Genomic DNA, 19806 nt, shown 5'->3' with positions numbered 1-19806 from the left:
CTCGATCGAGTCATAGCCACCAGCGGTACTCCTCCCCCTCCTAAAGGGGGAGGCCGGGTGGGGGTTTTTACTTGGCCTAGTGCAGCGTCGCGACGCCGATATTCTGGTCGCCCAGCCATTCGGTCACGGCGGCTTGGGTGTCGGCCACCATAAGGGGCGTGCCATCGGCCGACATCACCAGGTGATAAAGCGTTGCTGCATCGAACTGGGCGTCCTCGATGAGGCCGGAAAGCAGGATGCCGTCCACCGACTTCACATAGGCCACGGCATCGCCGCCAAGGGCCGCGAACTGGGCGCGGGTCATATCCTTGAGCGGATTGGCAGTGTCGATCGCGGCGTCGTTTCTCTTATCCATCATTTTTTGGCCCTTTCCTGTTTTGCCTGGCCGCGGGGGCTGATCGCTAGAGCGATCGAATGTCTATCTTGCGGGCGATCTTGGGCGCTTGCGGACGCTCAAGGGTAATAACGAGCATGCCATGGCTCAAAGTTGCATCACGGACTTCCATGCCTTCGGCGAGGAGGAAGGATCGCTGGAATTGCCGGGCAGCAATGCCGCGGTGCAGATAGTTGCGGGAGGGGTCGTCCCGCTGCTTGCCGCGCACCTGGAGGCCATTGTCTTCCACCGTCACATCAAGCTCGCCCGAGGCAAAACCGGCCACCGCGATCGAGATCAGGAACCGCTCGGCACCATCGGCCGAAATCGTGCGCTCGATATTGTAGGGCGGGTAGCCGTCGGCAGTGCGGGCTAAGCGGTCGATGCGTTCTTCGAACGTGTCGAAGCCAAGAAGAAATGGTGCGGAAAACACCGAGATACGCGACATGATGGGCGTCCTTGAACTCAAGCAACGTCTTGCACCCGCGACCCTAACAATGGCATCGCTGACACGAGCCGGATATGGGGCCGAAAACCCATGATTTCAAGGCGGAGGAGCGTTGCACCATGGGCAAGACGGTCGCCATCATCACCCCGGCTTACAAGGCGCAGGAGACGCTGCCAGAGACGGTGCGCAGCGTGCTCGAGCAGACGCATGCCGATTGGCAGCACTGGATCGTCGCCGACGACGGGTTCGACTATGCCGGCTTCCTCGATCAGCAGGGCCTGGGCGACAGGCGGCAGGTCTTTGCGACCACCGGCCGCACCGGCAGCGGAGCCTCGGCAACCCGCAACGTGGCGCTCGAACAGCTGGCAACGCCCTATGCGGCTATCCTTGATGCGGATGATCGGCTGAAGCCGCAAAAGCTTGAACGCGCCGTTGTGGCTTTGGACGAATATGGCATCGTCACCACTGCGCTCGATGTGGTGACGACCGGCTTTTCACATTTGCGTTTCGTGGCCGACGGACCGGATCGCGTGCTCACGGCGGGCGAGCACAAGTGGGTCAATCTTTCCATGGACTCCATGGTGGTCTGGGACCGCCGACGGGCCGACGGCCGCTATGATCCCACTATCCGCAACATGAACGACCTCGAATTCCTGCTGCAGCTCTTCCGTACCGTGCCGCAGAGCTTTCACCTCGGCACGCCGCTGCATGACTATGTCAAACGCAATGGATCGCTCAGTAATGGCGCCGAGACCGCAGCGGCGATGATCCATGCCAAGACGGCGATCCTTGATCGGCTGGAAGCAGGATATTACGGGCTCGATGCCGAAGACGTCGCCGGCGTCGCGGGATTTTTGCGCGTTTCTCTCGCGGCGGAGGCAGCTTATGGCGATGCGGTCAGCGCCGCACCCGGCCTTCTCTTCGAAGATCATCTCGAACCGCGTTTGCGCGCATCCAAGCCCTTGCCTTAGCGGGCCTTTGCCCCTATAGAGCCCACTTCTCCGGACCGCCCGGCCAAAAGGCATGCCGTGGCGGTTCTTGAATGCGATGGGCCCAAATCCATCCTCACTGTTCTGAAGGACCCGCAAAATGCCAAAGATGAAGACCAAGTCCGGCGCCAAGAAGCGTTTCAGCTTCACCGCCACGGGCAAGGTGAAGGCCGGCGTCGCCGGCAAGCGCCACCGCCTGATCAGCCACAATGCCAAGTACATCCGCACCAACCGCGGCACCAAGATCCTGTCCAAGGGCGACGAGGGTCTGGTGAAGTGGTACATGCCGTACAATCGCTAAGCTGGAAGGACACAAATAAATGGCACGCGTTAAACGTGGCGTAACCGCCCACGCTCGTCACAAGAAGGTCTTGAAGGCCGCCGAGGGCTATTATGGCCGTCGTAAGTCTACGATCCGTATCGCCAAGCAGGCCGTCGAAAAGGCCGGCCAGTACGCTTATCGCGATCGTCGCGTCAAGAAGCGCAACTTCCGTGCGCTCTGGATCCAGCGCATCAACGCCGCCGTGCGCGATCACGGCCTGACCTATGGCCGATTTATCGACGGCCTCAGCAAGGCTGAGGTTGCTGTCGACCGCAAGGTGCTGTCCGATCTCGCGATCACCCAGCCCGAAGCGTTCGCTGCCCTGGTCACCAAGGCCAAGGCTGCGCTGGCGTATCTGGAAAGCGTGGACTCCGTCACCCACGCCCGCGTCACCGCCTAAGCACCCTCCTCGCTGAGGCTGAAATTTGCGCCTTGCGCCACCCGGAAGGGCTGGCGCGGGGCGTTTTGTTTTGGTCTATAGCGGCCAAGAACACGATAACCCATGAGACCTCATGGTGAGCTTGTCGAACCACGAGGGCGGGCGCAGCCATGGTGCCACGACCTCGTCCTTCGACAGGCTCAGGATGAGGTCTGCTGATGAGACTGCGGAAGATAAGATGTCCCTAGACGCCCAGATCGAAACCCTGCGCACCGAGCTCTCCGCCGCCATTTCTGCAGCCGAGACGGAAGCCGGGCTCGATGCCGTGCGTGTCTCGGCGCTGGGCAAGAAGGGCAGCGTTTCGGCCCTCCTCGCTTCGCTCGGTGCGATGGCGCCGGAGGAACGCAAGTCCGCGGGCCCGGCAATCAATGGGCTCAAGGCCGAAATCGGCGGACTGATCGAAGCCCGCAGCGAGGCCCTCAAGCGCGCCGCCCTCGATGCCCGGCTCAAGGCCGAGACAGTCGACATCACTCTGCCGCTGCCGCCTGCCCCCACAGCCCGCGGCCGCATCCACCCGATCTCGCAGACGATCGACGAGATCACCGCCATCTTCTCGGACATGGGCTTCTCGATCGCCGAAGGCCCCGATATCGAGACCGACTACTACAATTTCACCGCGCTCAACTTCCCCGAAGGCCATCCGGCGCGCGAAATGCACGACACCTTCTTCATGAAGCCCGGCCCCGACGGGGTAAAGAAGGTGCTGCGTACCCATACTTCGCCGGTACAGGTGCGCGTCATGCAAAAGACCAATGACAAGCCCGCCGCCGGCTATCTGACGCCCGCCATGGATCCGCCGATCCGCGTGGTCATGCCTGGCCGCACCTATCGCAACGACTCGGACCAGACTCACACGCCGATGTTCCATCAGGTCGAGGGTCTCGTCATCGACAAGAGCTCCCATATTGGCCAGCTGCGCTGGGTGCTCGAAGAGTTCCTAAAGGCCTTTTTCGAAGTGCCCAATGTCACGCTTCGCTTCCGGCCGAGCTTTTTCCCCTTCACCGAACCGTCCATGGAAGTGGACGTCCAGTGCGATCGCTCCGGCTCCGAGGTCAAGATCGGCGAGGGCAGCGATTGGCTCGAAATTTTGGGCTGCGGCATGGTGCACCCCAATGTCATCCGCAATGCCGGGCTCGACCCCGACGTCTACCAGGGCTTTGCCTGGGGCATGGGCATCGACCGCATTGCCATGCTGAAATACGGCATGCCGGACCTGCGCGCCTTCTTCGACGCCGACCAGCGCTGGATCGAGCATTACGGGTTCCGACCCCTGGACCTGCCGACCCTGTTCGGCGGACTTTCGAGCTAAGGAGCCAAAGACATGAAATTCACCCTCGACTGGCTCAAGGAACATCTCGACACCAATGCGACTGCCGAGGAGATCGGCGTTGCGCTGACGACTGTCGGGCTTGAGGTGGAAGGCATCGAAAGCCAGGGCAAGGCGCTGGACAAGTTCGTCGTCGCCAAGGTGGTTTCGGCCGAACCGCATCCCAATTCCGACCATCTCAATGTTTGCAAGGTGGATGCCGGGACCGGCGCGTTGATCGATGTCGTTTGCGGCGCGCCCAATGTGAAAACCGGCATGAAGTCGGTCTTTGCCTTCCCCGGCACCTATATTCCGGGCAAGGATTTCGAACTCAAGGGCGGAGTCGTCATTCGCGGACAGCCATCCAACGGCATGCTTTGCTCGGCGGCGGAACTGCAGCTTTCCAACGATCATGACGGCATTATCACGTTGCCGGACGATGCGCCGGTGGGCGAAAAATATGTCGATTATGCCGGCATCAATGGCGTGGTGTTCGACATTTCGATCACCCCGAACCGTGGCGATGCGACCGGGGTCTATGGCGTGGCGCGCGACCTTGCCGCCTTCGGTATCGGCACGCTCAAGACCACCCACATGTCGCCGGTGCCGTCAGTCGGACCGAGCCCAATCCCGCCGCTGCCGCAGCAGTTCGCCGATGGCGAGCCCAAGGCGATCCGCAAGTTTGCCGGCCGCTATTTCCGCGGCATCAAGAATGGCCCTTCCCCTGACTGGCTGCAGGCGCGGCTGCGGGCCGTCGGACTTCGGCCGATCAATACCGTGGTCGATATCACCAACCTCGTTTCGCTCGGCTGGGGCCGCCCGCTCCATGCCTATGACGCCGATAAGGTCGAGGGCAACATGGTGCTGCGCCCGGCGCGTGGCGAAAGCTTCGATGCCCTGGACAACAAGGTCTATACGCTCGACGAAACCATGACCGTCATCGCCGACGAGCGAGGTCCGCTCTGCCTTGGCGGCATCATGGGCGGCATCCGCTCGGGCGTGACCGACGAAACCACCAACGTCTTCATGGAATGCGCCAGCTGGGATCCCGAGCTCATCGCCCGCACCGGCCGTAAGACCGGCATTGTGTCGGATGCCCGCTATCGGTTGGAGCGCGGAGTCGATCCGGCGCTGACCGAACCGGGGCTGGAACTGGCCACGCGGCTGGTGCTGGAGCTTTGCGGCGGCGAAGCGCTCGAACCGGCTATTTCCGGCGAAGATGTCTTCCCCAACACCGTGGTCGAGTTTCCGCTCGGCGAGGTCAAGCGCTTGACCGGCCTCGACGTGTCACCAGAGCGGATCGATGCGATCCTCCGATCGCTTGGCTTTAAGACTTCGGGCTCGGGCGAAACGCGGACTGTCCAAGTGCCGAGCTGGCGTCCGGATGTGACGCAGAAGGCCGACCTCGTCGAAGAGGTCATGCGCATGGTGGGCGTCGACAATGTTCCGGTCGAGCCCTTGCCGCGCTTGAACCATGTGGCACAGCGCATGCTGACCAGGATTCAGAACCGCCGGCGCATCGTGCGTCGTGCCCTGGCGGCGCGAGGCCTAGACGAGGTGGTGACCTGGAGCTTCATCTCCAATGCCGATGCGACCCGCTTCGGCGGCGGGACCGAGGATCGGCAGCTGGCCAATGCCATCGCGTCGGACATGACCGACATGCGGCCCTCGCTCCTGCCGGGCCTGCTTGCCGGTGCGCGGCGCAATGGCAATCGCGGCTTTGGCGACGTGGCGCTGTTCGAGGTCGGGCAGGTATTTTTGTCAGACCGGCCTGAAGGGCAGCATACCTTTGCTTCCGGTGTGCGAACCGGGACGGCACGGCAGGATGGCGCCGGCCGGCATTGGTCGGGCAAAGCCCAGTCGGTAAGCGTTTGGGACGCCAAGGCGGACCTCTCGGCCGCGCTCGATGCCCTGGGTGTCGACATCGACAAGGTACAGGTGCTGGCTGAACCCGCTGCCTGGAGCCATCCGGGCCGGGGTGGTCGCGTGGCCCTGGGGCCGAAGGTGACGCTGGGCTGGTTTGGCGAACTGCATCCGGCGCTGGCGGCGGAGCTTGACCTTGAGGGCGCTGTTGCGGTGTTCGAGATCGACCTCGATGCCCTTCCGGAAGCGCGCAAGAAAGCCAGCAAGACCAAGCCGGCCATCGAGCTTTCGCCCCTCCAGCCGGTCTCTCGCGACTTTGCCTTCGTCATGGATCGCAGCGTTGCCGCAGCAACGATCCTCAAGGCCGCGCGCGGTGCCGACAAGACGCTGATCAAGCAAGTCGACATTTTCGACGTCTTCGAAGGCGCCCACGTCGGCGAAGGCAAGAAATCGGTCGCGATCGAAGTTACGCTTCAGCCCAAGGACCGCACGCTGACCGACGAGGAAATCGAAAAGGTGTCCGCAGCGGTGGTCGCGGCGGTGACCAAAACCACCGGCGGAGAATTGCGGAAGTAGGGCTCTATGGTCGGCTTCCCTCCCCCTTGTGGGGAGGGACTGAGGGTGGGGGTGTCGGGGCTCCCCATCCGTTGAGCTTGAGGATGTCGCGGCACCCCCACCCCAACCCCTCCCCACTAGGGGAGGGGCTTCAGATCGAGGATTGACCATCATGTCCCGCACCGATGAAATCCTTGCGCGCCTGTCCCAGCTCCATCCCAAGCTGATCGACCTGTCGCTCGATCGCATGCTGCCGCTGCTCGAGCGGCTGGGCAATCCGCAGGATCATCTGCCACCGACCATCCATGTGGCTGGAACCAATGCCAAGGGCTCCACCATTGCCTATCTGCGCGCCTTTCTCGAGGCTGCGGGGAAGCGGGTGCATGTCTACAATTCCCCCATCTTGTGCGCTTCAACGAGCGGATCCGGTTGGCCGGCACACTGGTCGAAACGGAACCGCTCAACGCGGCTTTGGAAGAAGTGGAGCGGATGAATGGAGGCGACGCGATCACCTTTTTCGAGGTGACGACCGTCGCGGCCTTCAAGCTGTTTGCGGAAACGCCTGCCGATTATCTGCTGCTGGAAACAGGCATGGGCGGGACCTTCGACACCACCAATGTGGTCCGGCATCCGCTCGGAACCATCATCACCCCGATCGACTATGACCACCAGGCCTTTTTGGGCAACACGCTGGCGGAAATTGCCTCCAGCAAGGCGGGGATCCTTAAGCGCGGTGCCAAGGCGGTGATGGGGCTGCAGCAGGATGAGGCGCGCCACGTGCTGGAGCGTGCGGCGGCGCGGCTGGGCGTTCGACCGATCTGGCAGGGCGAGGATTTTCACGGCAGCGCGCAAGATGGGCGGCTGGTGTTTCAGGACGAGGACGGCCTCCTCGACCTGCCGCCCCCTGCCCTCCTCGGCGCGCATCAATTTGACAATGCCGCGCTGGCCATTGCTGCGGTTCGACACTTTGGGCTGCCAGTGGACGAGGCAGCGCTAGTGGAAGGCTTGCGGCGGGTGAGCTGGCCGGCCCGGATGCAGCCGCTGCGCACCGGCGCACTGCGTGCGCTGCTGCCCGAGAGCCACGAGCTCTGGCTCGATGGTGGCCATAATGCGCATGGGGTGGCGGCTCTAGCGCGGTCGATCGCAGCGATCGCAAAAGCCGCTGGTGCTGATCATGGGCATGATGAACACGCGCCAGCCCGAGGATATTCTGGCGCCATTCGCGAATCTGCAGCCGGTTTCGGTCAAGACGCTGACGATCCCGGGCGAGACGAATGCACGCGACGCCGAGGAAATTGCCGGGCGGGCGCGGGCCCAAGGTTTTCCGGCCGTGGCAAGGGTAGTTCTCAGGGAAGCGCTGACCGAAGCCGCACAGGTCAACGGTGCGCGGGTTTTGATCTGCGGGTCTTTGTATCTGGCCGGAGAGGTGTTGGCGCAGAACGGGACCTTGCCTGACTGAAGCCCCCACCCAGCCTCCCCGTAAGGCGGGGAGGAGCCCCATCGAGCAAATCTTAAGCGGCGTAATGCGTCTCGAGCGGCGTCGTCAAAATCGAATAAAGGCGGGCCGGATCGGTTTCCGCGCGCAGCTGTGCGGTGATGCTTTCGGTCCGCAGCAGACGGGCAACCTTGGACAGCGCCTTGAGGTGATCGGCACCTGCGCCGATTGGCGCAAGCAGCGTCACGACGATATCGACCGGCTCATCGTCTACCGCGTCGAATTCGATGGGCTGGTCTAGGCGAGCGAAAACGGCGGTGACATGCTTGAGGCCCGCAACCTTGCCATGCGGCACAGCAATGCCGTTGCCGAGGCCAGTCGAACCGAGGTCTTCGCGCGCCTCAAGGGTTGCGAGCAGATCTTCGGCGGCAAAGCCGGTCAGTTCGGCGGCCCTGTCGGCAATGATCTTGAAGAGCTGAGGCTTATCAAGCGCGCCGTTACAAGTCAGCACGGCGCGCTCTGCCAGAATATCGGCCAAGTCCATAAATCTGCCTTAGGATCTATTACCCCGCGGACAGGCGCGGGCGCCGATCAATTGGCGCCCAGGGCTGGGTCGATCCAGCCAATATTGCCATCCGCGCGGCGGTAGACCACATTCAGCCCGCCATGTCCAGCATGGCGGAACATGACAAGCTGCTGACCGGAAAAATCGAGCTCGGCCACCGCCGCTTCGACGCTCATCTGGCGCAGGTTCTTGGTGGTCTCGGCAATCACCGGCGGCGCATAGTCCTCATCGAGCTCGTCGAGCTCTTCGGTGCTGCCGAAAACGGTGTATTGCGCGGTCACCGCATCGAGCCCGTCTCCGTCAAAGCCCTTGCGGTGCGACTTGAGCTTGCGATTGTAGCGGCGCAGGCGCTTCTCAATATTGTTGGCCATGATCTCGTAGGCGGACGTCGCGTCGCCGCCCTGGGCGCTGGCCTGCAGCACGGCGCCCGAATCGAGATGAACCATGCAGTCGGCCCGGAAACCGCTGCCATCGGGGCTGAGGGTCAGGTGTCCGTCGTAGCCGCCGTCGAAATATTTTCCGACCACGGCGGCGAAGTGTTCCTCCGCCTTGCCCCGCAGGGCATCGCCGACATCCATGTTCTTTCCCGAAACGCGTAAGGTCATGGCTTTTTTCCTCTCAGTCTTTGTTTGACGCGAGAGATCCGAAAGCCGTTTCCCGGCTTTACGGGATCACGTCTGCCCCTCCGCTACGAAAAGAGGCAGAGGCGATGCTAGACCCGCTCGCGCAGAGGAAGCAATGCGCAAGTGTCGTCACCGGTTCGATTGATCGAGACAGTGGACACACATTCGTCAAGCTTGGGACGAAGCCTCACGAGGCCTGCGCCAGTTCCTTCTTTTGCCGCCGGCGAATGACGGAGGAAGGGATATTCATACCCTCGCGGTATTTGGCGACCGTGCGTCGGGCGACATCCATGCCCTGCTCCTTGCGCAGCATTTCGGCGATCGTGTCGTCGGAAAGAATGGCGCCGGGCGGTTCGGCATCGATCAGCTGCTTGATGCGGTGGCGCACCGCTTCCGCCGAGTGGTCACCGCCGCCATCGGCCGAAGCGATGGCCGTGGTGAAGAAGTATTTCATTTCGTAGAGGCCGCGCGGCGTTGCCATATATTTTTGCGCGGTGACCCGGGACACGGTCGACTCGTGCATGTCGATGGCTTCGGCCACCATCTTGAGGGTCATCGGCTTGAGATAGGCCACGCCGTGCGTTAGGAAGCCGTCCTGCTGACGCACGATTTCGGCCGCCACCTTGGTGATGGTCTGGGCGCGCTGGTCGAGGCTCTTGGTTAGCCAGTTGGCGGTGGCAAGGCAATCGGTGAGGAAGGTCTTTTCACCGGCGTCCCGGGTCTTCTTGCTGACCGTTGCGTAGTAACTGCGGTTCACCAGGACCTTGGGCAGGATGTCGGAATTGAGCTCGATCTGCCAGCTGCCGTCAGGCTCCGCGCGGACAAAGACGTCGGGGACGACGGTCTCGACGGGGCTGGTGTCGAAGGCAAGACCCGGCTTGGGGTCGAGCATTCGAAGCTCTGCCAGCATATCCTGGAGATCCTCGCGATCGCAGCCGACGGCGCGCAACAGCGCCGGCGTATTGTGTTCAGCCAGCATCGGCAGGTGATCGATCAGCCGCTGCATCATTGGATCGAGCCGCCGATCGCGCTCGCGCGCAGCTGCATGGAAAGGCATTCGGCAACAGTGCGGGCAAAGATGCCCACCGGGTCGCAGGTCTGCAGCACGGCGAGCACGGCCTCGACGTCCTCGATCTCGGCACCGAGCAACACGGCAACCTGTTCAAGTTCAATGGCAAGATAGCCGGCTTCGTTGAGGCCATCGATCAGGTGCTGCGCAATAAGGCGGTCTGCCTGCGTGCGCAGCAGCATGTGTGCCTGCGCTTCGAGATGATCTGAAAGGCGCGGACGGGTGGCGATGAACTGGTCGAGATCAGGCGCATCGCCGCCGTCGAAACTGCCATTGCGGTCAGGTCCGGCCGCAGAGCTGCCCAAGTCGCTGGGCGCGCTGTCGGGGAACACGTTTTCTACGGCAGTGTCGTAGCCCTCGGCGATCTGGTCGGCATCCTTGATGCGGTCGGAGGACGCGACAGTGTCCTCGTAGGCACTCATTTCGACCCGTGGTTCGGCGGGTTCGGGCGCTTCATCGGTGCCGCCATCCTCACGTTCGAGCAGAGGATTGCGCAGCAATTCGTCGTCGACGAAGGCGGATAATTCGAGATGGCTCAGCTGCAGCAGCCGGATCGACTGCATGAGCTGAGGCGTCAATGTCAGCGTTTGAGACTGGCGAAATTCCAGCCGTGGCGAAAGCGCCATTCGCAAGCGGCCTCTGATGCAAACCTCGGCCGTTGCCGGCCACTTCCCGCGCGCACCATGGCAAGAACGCTCAAGGTTGGCAAGTTTCGTGCCAGAAGATGTGGTGCTAGATCGAAAAGCTTTCGCCGAGATAGACGCGGCGCGCTTCGGGATCGGCGCTGATGGTCTCGGGCTTGCCTTGAATCATCACCTTGCCGCCATGGATCAGATAGGCGCGATCGACGAGGCCGAGGGTTTCCCGCACCGCGTGATCGGTGATCAAGACGCCGATGCCGCGCTGCGTGAGCTGGCGGACAAGGCCCTTCACTTCGGCAACCGCGATCGGGTCGACGCCGGCAAACGGTTCGTCGAGCAGCATGAAGCTGGGGTCGGCTGCGAGCGCTCGGGCGATCTCGACGCGGCGGCGCTCGCCACCGGAGAGGGCTAGGGCATTGGACTTGGCGAGGTGAGCAATGGAAAATTCGTTGAGCAGCGCTTCAAGCCGCAGCTTGCGTTCGGCGCGGTTGCTGACGGTGTTTTCAAGCACAGCCATGATATTGCCGGTGACGGTCAGGCCACGAAAGATGGAAGGCTCCTGTGGCAGGTAGCCGATGCCCAATTGCCCGCGCTGGAACAGCGGCAGGCGGGTGATGTCCTGGCCATCGAGCATGATCTTGCCCGCGTCGGGTTTGACGAGGCCCATGATCATAGTGAAGACCGTGGTCTTGCCGGCGCCATTGGGGCCGAGCAAGCCCACCGCCTCGCCGCGGCGCACGGCGAGTGAAACGTCGCGCACCACGGTCCGCTTGCCGAAGCTGCGGGCCAAGCTATGGGCGACGAGCCAGCCCTTCTGGTCGATGCGCGGGCGAGCCGGTTCAGAGCTCATTGCGACGAGAAGATACCGGTAACGCGACCGCCGCCGGAGCTGGTGAATGTCGAAACGTTGGTCTCGAGATTCACCTCAAGTTCGGTAGCATCGATCGTGCCCGAAGCGTTGGTGACCTTCACATTCCCAGTGAGGCGCAGCATTTGATCAGCCGGGGTGAAGACGGCGCGATCGCCGGTGGCATCCTGATCAGACGTCTGCAGGCGCACATTGCCGCCAGACGCCTCAAAAGTCTGGATATCGCTGGTGCCGCCCTCGCCATAAGTGGCCACAACCTTGGGCGCCCAGACATTGACGGTCGGATGCTTGACGATGACGTTGCCGGTGAACACCGCCTCGCGCACCGCTTCGTTCATGACAAAGGTGTCGGAGGTGATTTCGACCTTGCTTTGCGCCAGGGCCGGCAGCGGCATCAGCAAGGCCAGAAGGGCAAGGAGACGCAAAGGTCGGGTCATCAGTTTTGGTCTCCGTCGGAGAGCTCGTTCTCTCCGGGGGTGGAAGGCAGGGTGACGACGGACCGGTTGAAGGTCCAGATCATGCTTTGCGCATCATAGACGAGACCGCCCGCCCGCACCGTGGTGCCATCGGCATAATCGATCACAACCTCGCCATTGGTAGTCAGAAGCTGCGCCTGCCAGTCGAAGACGGAATCGCGCAAGGTGCCTGTGGTTCCGCTCGAGTCCGCGATGTCGGCGACGCCGGGCACCATGGTCTTCTGGTTGGTGGTGTCGAGCTGGGCCATGGCCGCGTCAGCGCTGAGCTGAACGCCATCGATGCGGTCGAGCACCAGTTTGGCTTCGGCTAGACCGATAAGGTCGGGTCGCTCGGTGGTGGCGCGGGCGCTGCTGGCGGAAACATGGTAGGAGGACCCGTCCTGCATGACGCCGACATAGTCGGGCGCGGCGACCGTCACCGCATCGGGCGAAACGGTGATCTGGCCGATGCTGAAACGGCCTTCCAAGCTCGACAACACGATCTGCAGCAGCAGCGCGAACAGCACCAACGCACCCAAGATCGGCACCGCCAACCGCAAGACGCGCACAATCGAGTTGCGCCGCTTGAGGCGTCGGATCGGCGGCAGCGAGGCGGCGGTGCTGATGCTCATTTAGCTATGGGCAAAAATGTCGGTTTCTTCCCAGCCGAGCAGGTCGAGCGCGCAGCGCGTCTTGAGAAAATCAAAACACTCGCGCGCCAGCTCGGTGCGGCCTTCGCGCTGCAGCATGCGATCGAGGTGGCGCTTGAGATCGTGGAGATAGAGCACGTCCGAAGCGGCATATTCGAGCTGGGCATCGGTCAGCTTCTCGTGACCCCAGTCCGAACTCTGCTGCTGCTTGCTCATGTCGACATTGAGCAGCTCACGGACGAGGTCCTTGAGGCCATGGCGGTCGGTATAGGTGCGGACCAGCTTGCTCGCGATCTTGGTGCAATAGACCGGGCCGGTGACCACGCCAAAGCGCTTCTGCAGAACGGCGACGTCGAAGCGCGCATAGTGGAAAATCTTGGTGACGGCGGGATCGCCGAGGAGCTTGACGAGATTGGGCGCCTGGGTAGCGTCCTGCGGGATCTGCACCACATCGGCGCTGCCGTCGCCCGGCGACAGCTGGATGACGCATAGCCGATCGCGGTGGGGGTGGAGGCCCATGGTCTCGGTATCGATCGCAACTTCGCGGCCATAGTTGGAAAGATTGGGCAGATCACCCCGATGCACTCGAATGGCCATAAAGAAAATCCCGCGTTCCGATACCAGCTTCCTTGGCACAGAGCCGTGGCCAAGAAAAGGCACAGCGACCAGCACGTCGAACAGCGCAACGATATAAAGCTTTCTTTATATGGATATTGATTTCAGGTCGGGGACCTGCGAGAAGCGAAGCTGAAAGTGTGGGGACGTCTCCACACGCGCACTGCCCGTGCGCCCTCGCCACTTTGCAAAGAGGTTTAACGTGGCCCGTCTCGATTACCAGTTCACCTCGGAATCCGTCTCCGAAGGCCATCCCGACAAGGTTTGCGACCGCATTTCCGACGAAATCGTCGATCTCGTGTTCAAGGAAGCCAAAAAGGTCGGCATGGATCCGGCCAGTGTGCGCATCGCCTGCGAAACGCTGGCGACCACCAACCGCGTCGTGATCGCCGGTGAAGTGCGCGTACCGCAATCGCTGCTCAAGAAGGGCAAGGATGGCGCGATCCTGACCGATGCCGCCGGTGCGCCGGTGGTCAATCCGGCCAAGTTCAAGTCGGCGGCGCGCAAGGCGATCCGCGACATCGGCTACGAGCAGTCCGGCTTTCACTGGAAGACCTGCAAGATCGACGTGCTGCTGCATGGCCAATCGGCCGATATCGCGCAGGGTGTCGATGAAGGAGGCAACAAGGATGTCGGCGCCGGCGACCAGGGCATCATGTTCGGCTATGCCAGCCGGGAAACCCCGAATTGCTGCCGGCGCCGATCTATTATGCGCACAAGATCCTCGAAACGCTGACCACTGCCCGCAAGTCGGGCGAAGGTCCGGCTGCCGTGCTGGGCCCGGATGCCAAATCGCAGGTCACCGTCCGCTACCAGGACGGCAAGCCCGTCGGCGTGACGCAGATCGTCCTCTCCACCCAGCACATGGACGACAAGCTGAGCTCGGCCGACGTGCGCAACATCGTCGAGCCCTATATCCGCCAGGCGCTGCCGGAAGGCTGGATTTCCGACGATACCGTTTGGCATGTGAACCCGACGGGGAAGTTCGTGGTCGGCGGTCCTGATGGCGATGCTGGCCTCACCGGCCGCAAGATCATCGTCGACACTTATGGTGGCGCAGCCCCGCATGGCGGCGGCGCGTTTTCGGGCAAGGACCCGACCAAGGTTGACCGCTCGGCGGCCTATGCGGCGCGTTACCTTGCCAAGAATGTCGTGGCGGCAGGCCTTGCCGATCGCGCCACGATCCAGCTCAGCTATGCCATTGGCGTTGCCAAGCCGCTCTCGATCTATGTCGACCTCCACGGCACCGGCTCGGTCGACGAAGCCAAGCTCGAAACCGCGCTGGCCGAAGTCATGGACCTCACCCCCGCGGCATCCGCACGCATCTTGACCTCAACAAGCCCATCTACGCCAAGACCTCGGCCTATGGCCATTTCGGCCGCAAAGCCGGCCGCGACGGCAGCTTTTCCTGGGAGAAGACGGATCTCGTAAAGGCACTCAAGGCGGCGGTGGCTTAAGGGCCGATTTGCGTCAGACCGGGTGCAAGTATAGACTCTGGCGCTATTGGATCGCCGGAGGCTGTCATGACGGAAGAGAGCCTACTTCTGTTGAAGCGCATCGTTGCAACACCCGGTGTTCTGGGTGGCAAACCAAGCATTGATGGTACGCGGGTCGGGGTTTCTCATATCCTTGAGGCATTGGCCGCAGGCGATACCGCAGAGGAGATCGTCGACTCGCTGCCCTGGCTCACGCACGACGATATTCGCGCCGCCCTTATCTATGGAGCCTACCAGGCGGAAAATACGCGCATACAGGCGGCTGAGTGAGCTGTTTCCTGATCGATGCGCAGCTTTCAGGAAAGCTGGCGCGAAGACTTCGGGAACATGGTCACGTAGCTGACCATGTCTACGACCATCTCGACCCTCAGGCAGACGATCGGGAGATTGCAGATCTAGCCAATGCAATAGGCGCCAGCGTGATCAGCAAGGATGCCGACTTTGCGATCTCGCGAGGCGCGGCCGACTTGAGCAGACCTTTGTCTGGCTCAAGCTGCCCAACCTTTGCCATGCGCAATTGCTGGAAAGGCTGGACCTTGCCATGGCCGAGATTGTATCGGCCATCGACGCCAAAGATCGTATTATCGAAATCCGCTAGGGCCTTCCGCTTGACCGACCACCAACTCCCAAAAACCCGTTCGGGTGAACCGCGCGCATTTTTTGGCCGGCGTTCCGGCAAGACCTTGCATGGCGGGCAAAAGGCGCTGGTGGAAGATGTGCTGCCGGAAGTCGAGATTGAGCTCGACGGAGAGCTCGATCCGCGGTCGCTGTTTCCGCAAGCGGAGCGGATCGTCATCGAGATCGGCTATGGCGGCGGCGAGCATCTGGCGCGCAAGGCGAGCGAGGAGAGGCAAACCGGCTTTATCGGCTGTGAGGTGTTTACCGGCGGCATCGGCAAGATGGTGCAGGCCATCGCGGCGGCCGAGCTTACCAATGTGCGGCTTTTCACCGACGATGCGCTGAAACTGTTGATGGCCTTGCCTGACGCCTCGGTCGATGCGGTATACCTGCTTTATCCCGATCCCTGGCCGAAAACCCGCCACCACAAGCGGCGGTTCGTTTCGCCGACAACGCTTGCCGAACTGGCACGGGTGATCCGCCCAGGCGGCACGTTCTTTTTGCCACCGATATCGAGGACTATGCCGACTGGACGCTTGCCCATATCGTGCGGACGCCCGACTTCGTGTTCGACGCCGAGCGTCCTGGCGCCTGGCACGCGCCTTATCCCGGCTGGCAGCCGACACGCTATGAGCAGAAGGCGCGGCGTGAAGGCCGGATGGTCAGTTTCTATTTTGGTTTCAAGCGGCGCTGAAGCTCAGTTCCAGGCTGGTCGGGCGCCGCGTCACGACAGTGGCATCCCACTTGAACCCCGAGGAGCGGATTTCCAGCGTCACCGCGTCTGGAATATCGGCCGAGTTGAACACCTGGACTTCGGCGCCGCCATCCCAGAGGGCGCGGACGGTACAGTCGATCACCGACTTCTTGTCGTAGAACACCAGCCGCCCAGCCTTGAGCACCCGCCGGCGCTCGATCTGCCGCGTGGTGGCCGTGGTCGCGCCGCGCCAAAGCATCGAGACATTGCGGCCGGCGCCTTTGGCTTCGTAAAGCGCCTCATCGGCCTTGACCAGAAGTGCATCGAGGTCGTCGGCGCCCGGATCAAGCGTCGCCACCCCGAAGCTGGCAGAAATCGTCATCGGCGGCTTGCTGCCGGGAAAGCGCAGCGCCAGAAGGCTGTGGCGGAGTTTTTCGGCAACGGCCATGGCCGAGGCCGCGTCGGCATCGGGCAGGATCACGGCAAATTCTTCGCCGCCCAATCGGCCCAGAACGTCGCTTTGACGCAGGACGCCGCCAATGGTTTCGGCCACGGCTTTGAGCACGACATCGCCGGCAGCGTGGCCATAGGTGTCGTTGACCTTCTTGAAGTGATCGATGTCGAAGGCGATGACGCTGAGCTGGCTGCGGTGGCGACGCGCCAGCGCCACGAACTTTTGAGCATCTTCCTTGAAGGCGCGGCGCGTACTGATGCCGGTGAGGCCATCGGTGGTGGCGAGCCGCCTGAGCTCGAGTTCGTTGGTGACGATCTGTGCAAGCTCGTAAAGAATTTTCTCTTCGCGCTCGGTAAATTCACGCGGCCGGCTGTCGATGGCGCAGACCGTGCCGATGTTGAAGCCGTCGTTGGTGGTGATGGGGACGCCGGCATAAAAGCGCACGCCGACCTCGCCGGTGACCAGCGGATTATTGCGAAAGCGGTCGTCCTTGGTGGCATCGGGCACGATCAGCGGGGCACTTGCAATCAGCGCATGGCGGCAAAACGTGTCGTTGATCGGCAGTTCATCGACCTTGTTGCCCTCGGCTGCCTTGAACCATTGCCGGTGCCCGTCGATCAGCGACACGACGGAGGTTTCGACGCCAAAAATCAGCCGGATCAGCGAGGCGACACGGTCAAAGGCCGGCTCGCGCGGCGTGTCGAGCACATCGTAGCGGGCGACGGCCTCGAGCCGCGCCTCATCGGCGATAGGTGAGACAGGACTTGGCTTTTCGAGCACAGCAGACATGGCGGGTTCGCATCTCGACTGGTTGAGACCCCCGCACGCATGCAGCGGCCTTGATATATGACGCCATATGGCGCGGCTGGGTTTCCGTTTTCGGTTGAGACCCTTTACGAACCCTTGACGGCACGATCTTGCGTTTTACCGAGGCCGGCGCTATATGGAGGCAACATCGATGCTCTCAATCGAGAGTGGGTGCCCTGACCGGCCCCGCTCTTTTTGCTTATCTGGGACCTCCTATGGCGTTCGATCTTGCTGAAAAGCGCTACATCAAGGAAAGCGGGCTCGAGGCCCGCATCGCCCGGATCGTCGAACCGGTGGCAATCGGCCTCGGCTATTCGCTGGTCCGCATCAAGGTGACGCCGGAAAACGGCACTACGCTGCAGATCATGGCCGAAGACGAAAACGGGCGTTTCACCATCAACGACTGCGAAAACCTGTCCAAGGACCTTTCGCCGGTGCTCGACGTCGAGGATCCGATCGATCGCGAATACCATCTCGAAGTTTCCTCGCCCGGCATCGACCGGCCGCTGGTGCGCAAGCGTGACTACGAGCGCTTTGTCGGTCACGAGGCCAAGATCGAGCTGCACGACATGATCAATGGCCGCAAGCGTTTTCGTGGGCATATCGGCCCGGTGGATGAGGAGGGCGTCACCATTATCCTGCCCGATGCTCCGGGTGGAACCGACCCCAACCACAAGCTCAACTTCGTCAACATCGCCGAAGCGAAGCTAGTGATGACCGACAAGCTCATGGATCAGGCCCGCGCCGACCAGGAGCTGCACCCGATCGACGACGACGAGACCGAAACGGTCGAATATGCCGACGCCGACAATGACGACCAAGCCGACGGCCCGGAGACCGAGACGGTCGAGGACACGGTGGCAGACGAAATTAATGTCTCCGAGGAGAAGAACTAAATGGCCGTTTCAGCCAATCGCCTTGAGCTGTTGCAGATCGCTGACGCTGTTGCGCGCGAGAAATCGATTGACCGCATGGTCGTGATCGAGGCGATGCAGGACGCCATGGAAAAGGCGGCCAAGGGCCGCTATGGCGCCGAAACCGAAATTAAGGTCGAGATCAATCCGCGCTCGGGCGAAACGCGCATGTGGCGCCTGCTCGAGATCGTCGATGCGGTGGAAGAGCCGAGCCGCCAGGTCGAGCTCAGCTATGCCAAGAGCAAGTCGCCGCAGGCCAAAATCGGCGACTTTTTGACCGAGCCGCTTCCGCCGATGGAATTCGGCCGTATCGCCGCGCAGTCGGCCAAGCAGGTGATCGTTCAGAAGGTGCGCGATGCCGAACGTGACCGCATGTTCGAGGAATATACCGGCCGTGTCGGCGAGATCGTCAACGGCACCGTCAAGCGCGTCGAATACGGCAATGTGATCGTCGATCTGGGCCGGGGCGAAGCCATTATCCGCCGCGACGAGCTGATCCCGCGCGAGCTCTTCCGCTATGGCGACCGCGTGCGTGCCTATATCTATGACGTGCGCCGCGAGCAGCGTGGTCCGCAGATTTTCCTTTCCCGCACCCATCCGCAGTTCATGGCGAAACTGTTCATGCAGGAAGTGCCGGAAATCTATGATGGCGTGATCACCATCCGCTCGATCGCCCGCGATCCGGGTTCGCGCGCCAAGATCGCCGTGACCTCCAATGACAGCTCGATCGACCCCGTCGGCGCTTGCGTCGGTATGCGCGGCTCGCGCGTGCAGGCCGTGGTGGCCGAACTGCAGGGCGAAAAGATCGACATCATCCCTTGGACCGACACCATTGCCGATCTCGTGGTTTCTGCCCTGCAGCCGGCCGATGTCGCCAAGGTCGTGCTCGACGAGCAGGCCGAGCGTATCGAAGTGGTGGTGCCGGACGAGCAGCTGTCGCTCGCCATCGGCCGCCGTGGCCAGAATGTGCGTCTCGCTTCGCAGCTGATCGGTTGGGATATCGATATCCTTACCGAGCAGGAAGAATCGGAACGCCGCCAGAAAGAGTTCACCGAACGCTCGGCTCTCTTCATGCAGGCCCTTGACGTTGACGAGATGGTTGCCCAACTACTGGCTTCCGAAGGTTTCTCCACCGTCGAGGAACTGGCCTATATCGAAGCGAACGAAATCGCATCGATCGAAGGCTTCGACGAAGAAACCGCCGGCGAAATCCAGAACCGCGCTGCCGAATACCTGGCAGAGATCGACCGCAAGTTCGACGAAGAGCGCACGGCGCTGGGCGTCGAGGACGAGCTCTACGAGATCGCTGGTTTGAACGCTGCCATGCTGGTGGCTCTGGGCAAGGACGACATCAAGACGGTCGAGGACTTTGCCGGCTGCGCCGCCGACGATCTCGTCGGCTGGACCGAACGCAAGGATGGCGAGACCAAGCGCTTCGACGGCGCGTTCAAGGACTTCCCCGTTTCGCGCGAGGAGGCCGAGGACATGATCATGCAGGCCCGCGTCAAGGCTGGCTGGATCAGTGCCGACGACATTCCTGCCGATGAAGGCGAGGAATTGACCGAGGAGGAGGCGGTCTCCTGACCGCCTTCCTTTGGGAGCACCCG

The 19806-nt window shown here is 62.2% G+C and carries 21 protein-coding genes and 3 pseudogenes; 12 read left to right on the top strand and 12 right to left on the bottom strand.

Annotated features, from left to right (window positions below):
• Positions 1-76 precede the first annotated feature (76 nt).
• Both G5575_RS03130 and G5575_RS03125 read right to left on the bottom strand, forming a co-directional pair.
• Positions 77-358: a DUF1150 family protein gene (locus tag G5575_RS03130; RefSeq protein WP_164533045.1), complete on the bottom strand. Its 282-nt coding sequence runs from the start codon at positions 356-358 to the stop codon at positions 77-79.
• Between the two features lie 43 nt (positions 359-401).
• The gene (locus tag G5575_RS03125) at positions 402-821 is read right to left on the bottom strand and encodes an Hsp20 family protein (RefSeq protein ID WP_164533044.1); all 420 of its coding nucleotides are present in this window, start codon (positions 819-821) and stop codon (positions 402-404) included.
• Positions 822-940: 119 nt separating this feature from the next.
• Here G5575_RS03125 and G5575_RS03120 point away from each other — a divergent pair, with 119 nt between their 5' ends.
• The 6 genes and pseudogenes from G5575_RS03120 (at position 941) to G5575_RS03095 (ending at position 7754) form a co-directional block, all read left to right on the top strand.
• Positions 941-1792 (top strand): glycosyltransferase family A protein, encoded by an 852-nt coding sequence (locus G5575_RS03120; protein WP_164533043.1) that lies wholly within the window; start codon positions 941-943, stop codon positions 1790-1792.
• Between the two features lie 118 nt (positions 1793-1910).
• On the top strand, positions 1911-2111 hold the full coding sequence (gene rpmI / locus G5575_RS03115) for a 50S ribosomal protein L35 (protein ID WP_046105910.1): 201 nt from the start codon (positions 1911-1913) through the stop codon (positions 2109-2111).
• 19 nt (positions 2112-2130) lie between these two features.
• Complete coding sequence (gene rplT, locus G5575_RS03110) at positions 2131-2532, top strand: 50S ribosomal protein L20 (protein WP_164533042.1); 402 nt, start codon at positions 2131-2133, stop codon at positions 2530-2532.
• Positions 2533-2749: 217 nt separating this feature from the next.
• Positions 2750-3880, top strand: coding sequence for a phenylalanine--tRNA ligase subunit alpha (pheS, locus tag G5575_RS03105; RefSeq protein WP_164533041.1), 1131 nt, complete (start codon positions 2750-2752; stop codon positions 3878-3880).
• Between the two features lie 12 nt (positions 3881-3892).
• Positions 3893-6316 (top strand): phenylalanine--tRNA ligase subunit beta, encoded by a 2424-nt coding sequence (gene pheT / locus G5575_RS03100; RefSeq protein WP_164533040.1) that lies wholly within the window; start codon positions 3893-3895, stop codon positions 6314-6316.
• A gap of 151 nt (positions 6317-6467) precedes the next feature.
• Positions 6468-7754: pseudogene (locus tag G5575_RS03095) on the top strand (bifunctional folylpolyglutamate synthase/dihydrofolate synthase).
• Between the two features lie 52 nt (positions 7755-7806).
• Here the strand turns inward: G5575_RS03095 and G5575_RS03090 are convergent.
• The 8 genes from G5575_RS03090 to G5575_RS03060 all read right to left on the bottom strand — a co-directional run bounded on the left by G5575_RS03090 (position 7807) and on the right by G5575_RS03060 (position 13198).
• A complete protein-coding gene (locus G5575_RS03090) occupies positions 7807-8274 on the bottom strand; it encodes a PTS sugar transporter subunit IIA (RefSeq protein ID WP_164533039.1) in 468 nt (155 codons plus the stop codon).
• A gap of 47 nt (positions 8275-8321) precedes the next feature.
• A complete protein-coding gene (gene hpf / locus G5575_RS03085) occupies positions 8322-8900 on the bottom strand; it encodes a ribosome hibernation-promoting factor, HPF/YfiA family (RefSeq protein ID WP_164533038.1) in 579 nt (192 codons plus the stop codon).
• A 205-nt stretch (positions 8901-9105) separates the two neighbouring features.
• Positions 9106-9975, bottom strand: a complete 870-nt coding sequence (gene rpoN, locus G5575_RS22060) for an RNA polymerase factor sigma-54 (protein WP_407924837.1) — start codon at positions 9973-9975, stop codon at positions 9106-9108.
• Complete coding sequence (locus G5575_RS22055) at positions 9924-10613, bottom strand: RNA polymerase factor sigma-54 (RefSeq protein ID WP_407924836.1); 690 nt, start codon at positions 10611-10613, stop codon at positions 9924-9926. Before G5575_RS22055 ends, rpoN begins: the two co-directional genes overlap by 52 nt.
• A gap of 106 nt (positions 10614-10719) precedes the next feature.
• A complete protein-coding gene (lptB, locus tag G5575_RS03075; RefSeq protein ID WP_164533037.1) occupies positions 10720-11478 on the bottom strand; it encodes an LPS export ABC transporter ATP-binding protein in 759 nt (252 codons plus the stop codon).
• The gene (locus G5575_RS03070; RefSeq protein WP_164533036.1) at positions 11475-11933 is read right to left on the bottom strand and encodes an LptA/OstA family protein; all 459 of its coding nucleotides are present in this window, start codon (positions 11931-11933) and stop codon (positions 11475-11477) included. The genes lptB and G5575_RS03070 overlap by 4 nt, the downstream gene beginning before the upstream one ends.
• On the bottom strand, positions 11933-12583 hold the full coding sequence (locus G5575_RS03065; RefSeq protein ID WP_164533035.1) for a hypothetical protein: 651 nt from the start codon (positions 12581-12583) through the stop codon (positions 11933-11935). Before G5575_RS03065 ends, G5575_RS03070 begins: the two co-directional genes overlap by 1 nt.
• Positions 12584-13198, bottom strand: coding sequence for a ribonuclease D (locus tag G5575_RS03060; RefSeq protein ID WP_164533034.1), 615 nt, complete (start codon positions 13196-13198; stop codon positions 12584-12586).
• Positions 13199-13418: 220 nt separating this feature from the next.
• On the opposite strand from G5575_RS03060, the gene G5575_RS22050 reads away from it, so the two are divergent.
• The 4 genes and pseudogenes from G5575_RS22050 to G5575_RS03040 form a co-directional block, all read left to right on the top strand.
• Positions 13419-13952 (top strand): S-adenosylmethionine synthetase N-terminal domain-containing protein, encoded by a 534-nt coding sequence (locus tag G5575_RS22050; RefSeq protein ID WP_407924835.1) that lies wholly within the window; start codon positions 13419-13421, stop codon positions 13950-13952.
• Positions 13904-14673, top strand: a pseudogene (metK, locus tag G5575_RS22045) (methionine adenosyltransferase). Before G5575_RS22050 ends, metK begins: the two are co-directional and overlap by 49 nt.
• A gap of 66 nt (positions 14674-14739) precedes the next feature.
• Positions 14740-14982, top strand: coding sequence for a DUF433 domain-containing protein (locus G5575_RS03050; protein ID WP_164533033.1), 243 nt, complete (start codon positions 14740-14742; stop codon positions 14980-14982).
• Positions 14979-15770 (top strand): annotated as a pseudogene (locus G5575_RS03040) (DUF5615 family PIN-like protein); the annotation flags it as partial. The gene G5575_RS03050 and the pseudogene G5575_RS03040, both read left to right, overlap by 4 nt.
• On the opposite strand, the gene G5575_RS19880 reads toward G5575_RS03040, so the two are convergent.
• A complete protein-coding gene (locus G5575_RS19880; RefSeq protein ID WP_235935533.1) occupies positions 15725-15928 on the bottom strand; it encodes a hypothetical protein in 204 nt (67 codons plus the stop codon). The pseudogene G5575_RS03040 and the gene G5575_RS19880 overlap by 46 nt on opposite strands.
• Before the next feature lie 82 nt (positions 15929-16010).
• Positions 16011-17267 (bottom strand): sensor domain-containing diguanylate cyclase, encoded by a 1257-nt coding sequence (locus tag G5575_RS03035; protein ID WP_164533032.1) that lies wholly within the window; start codon positions 17265-17267, stop codon positions 16011-16013.
• Between the two features lie 233 nt (positions 17268-17500).
• On the opposite strand from G5575_RS03035, the gene rimP reads away from it, so the two are divergent.
• Both rimP and nusA read left to right on the top strand, forming a co-directional pair.
• Entirely contained in the window at positions 17501-18181 is a 681-nt protein-coding gene (rimP, locus tag G5575_RS03030; RefSeq protein ID WP_164533031.1) for a ribosome maturation factor RimP, read from the top strand.
• Positions 18182-19783 carry a transcription termination factor NusA gene (gene nusA / locus G5575_RS03025; protein ID WP_164533030.1) on the top strand — a complete coding sequence of 534 codons (1602 nt, stop codon included), beginning with the start codon at positions 18182-18184 and terminating at the stop codon, positions 19781-19783. It begins immediately after the preceding gene.
• Positions 19784-19806 lie beyond the last annotated feature (23 nt).

Source organism: Devosia aurantiaca (genome assembly GCF_011058215.1).
Lineage (GTDB): Bacteria > Pseudomonadota > Alphaproteobacteria > Rhizobiales > Devosiaceae > Devosia > Devosia aurantiaca.
This window is presented reverse-complemented; position numbering and strand designations above follow the sequence as displayed.

What these genes read in the sequence shown, in the direction of transcription:
- G5575_RS03130 (WP_164533045.1), bottom strand. Translation starts at nt 358, where the DNA reads ATGATGGATAAGAGAAACGACGCCGCGATCGACACTGCCAATCCGCTC.
- G5575_RS03125 (WP_164533044.1), bottom strand. Translation starts at nt 821, where the DNA reads ATGTCGCGTATCTCGGTGTTTTCCGCACCATTTCTTCTTGGCTTCGAC.
- G5575_RS03120 (WP_164533043.1), top strand. Translation starts at nt 941, where the DNA reads ATGGGCAAGACGGTCGCCATCATCACCCCGGCTTACAAGGCGCAGGAG.
- rpmI (WP_046105910.1), top strand. Translation starts at nt 1,911, where the DNA reads ATGCCAAAGATGAAGACCAAGTCCGGCGCCAAGAAGCGTTTCAGCTTC.
- rplT (WP_164533042.1), top strand. Translation starts at nt 2,131, where the DNA reads ATGGCACGCGTTAAACGTGGCGTAACCGCCCACGCTCGTCACAAGAAG.
- pheS (WP_164533041.1), top strand. Translation starts at nt 2,750, where the DNA reads ATGTCCCTAGACGCCCAGATCGAAACCCTGCGCACCGAGCTCTCCGCC.
- pheT (WP_164533040.1), top strand. Translation starts at nt 3,893, where the DNA reads ATGAAATTCACCCTCGACTGGCTCAAGGAACATCTCGACACCAATGCG.
- G5575_RS03090 (WP_164533039.1), bottom strand. Translation starts at nt 8,274, where the DNA reads ATGGACTTGGCCGATATTCTGGCAGAGCGCGCCGTGCTGACTTGTAAC.
- hpf (WP_164533038.1), bottom strand. Translation starts at nt 8,900, where the DNA reads ATGACCTTACGCGTTTCGGGAAAGAACATGGATGTCGGCGATGCCCTG.
- rpoN (WP_407924837.1), bottom strand. Translation starts at nt 9,975, where the DNA reads ATGCCTTTCCATGCAGCTGCGCGCGAGCGCGATCGGCGGCTCGATCCA.
- G5575_RS22055 (WP_407924836.1), bottom strand. Translation starts at nt 10,613, where the DNA reads ATGGCGCTTTCGCCACGGCTGGAATTTCGCCAGTCTCAAACGCTGACA.
- lptB (WP_164533037.1), bottom strand. Translation starts at nt 11,478, where the DNA reads ATGAGCTCTGAACCGGCTCGCCCGCGCATCGACCAGAAGGGCTGGCTC.
- G5575_RS03070 (WP_164533036.1), bottom strand. Translation starts at nt 11,933, where the DNA reads ATGACCCGACCTTTGCGTCTCCTTGCCCTTCTGGCCTTGCTGATGCCG.
- G5575_RS03065 (WP_164533035.1), bottom strand. Translation starts at nt 12,583, where the DNA reads ATGAGCATCAGCACCGCCGCCTCGCTGCCGCCGATCCGACGCCTCAAG.
- G5575_RS03060 (WP_164533034.1), bottom strand. Translation starts at nt 13,198, where the DNA reads ATGGCCATTCGAGTGCATCGGGGTGATCTGCCCAATCTTTCCAACTAT.
- G5575_RS03050 (WP_164533033.1), top strand. Translation starts at nt 14,740, where the DNA reads ATGACGGAAGAGAGCCTACTTCTGTTGAAGCGCATCGTTGCAACACCC.
- G5575_RS03035 (WP_164533032.1), bottom strand. Translation starts at nt 17,267, where the DNA reads ATGTCTGCTGTGCTCGAAAAGCCAAGTCCTGTCTCACCTATCGCCGAT.
- rimP (WP_164533031.1), top strand. Translation starts at nt 17,501, where the DNA reads ATGGCGTTCGATCTTGCTGAAAAGCGCTACATCAAGGAAAGCGGGCTC.
- nusA (WP_164533030.1), top strand. Translation starts at nt 18,182, where the DNA reads ATGGCCGTTTCAGCCAATCGCCTTGAGCTGTTGCAGATCGCTGACGCT.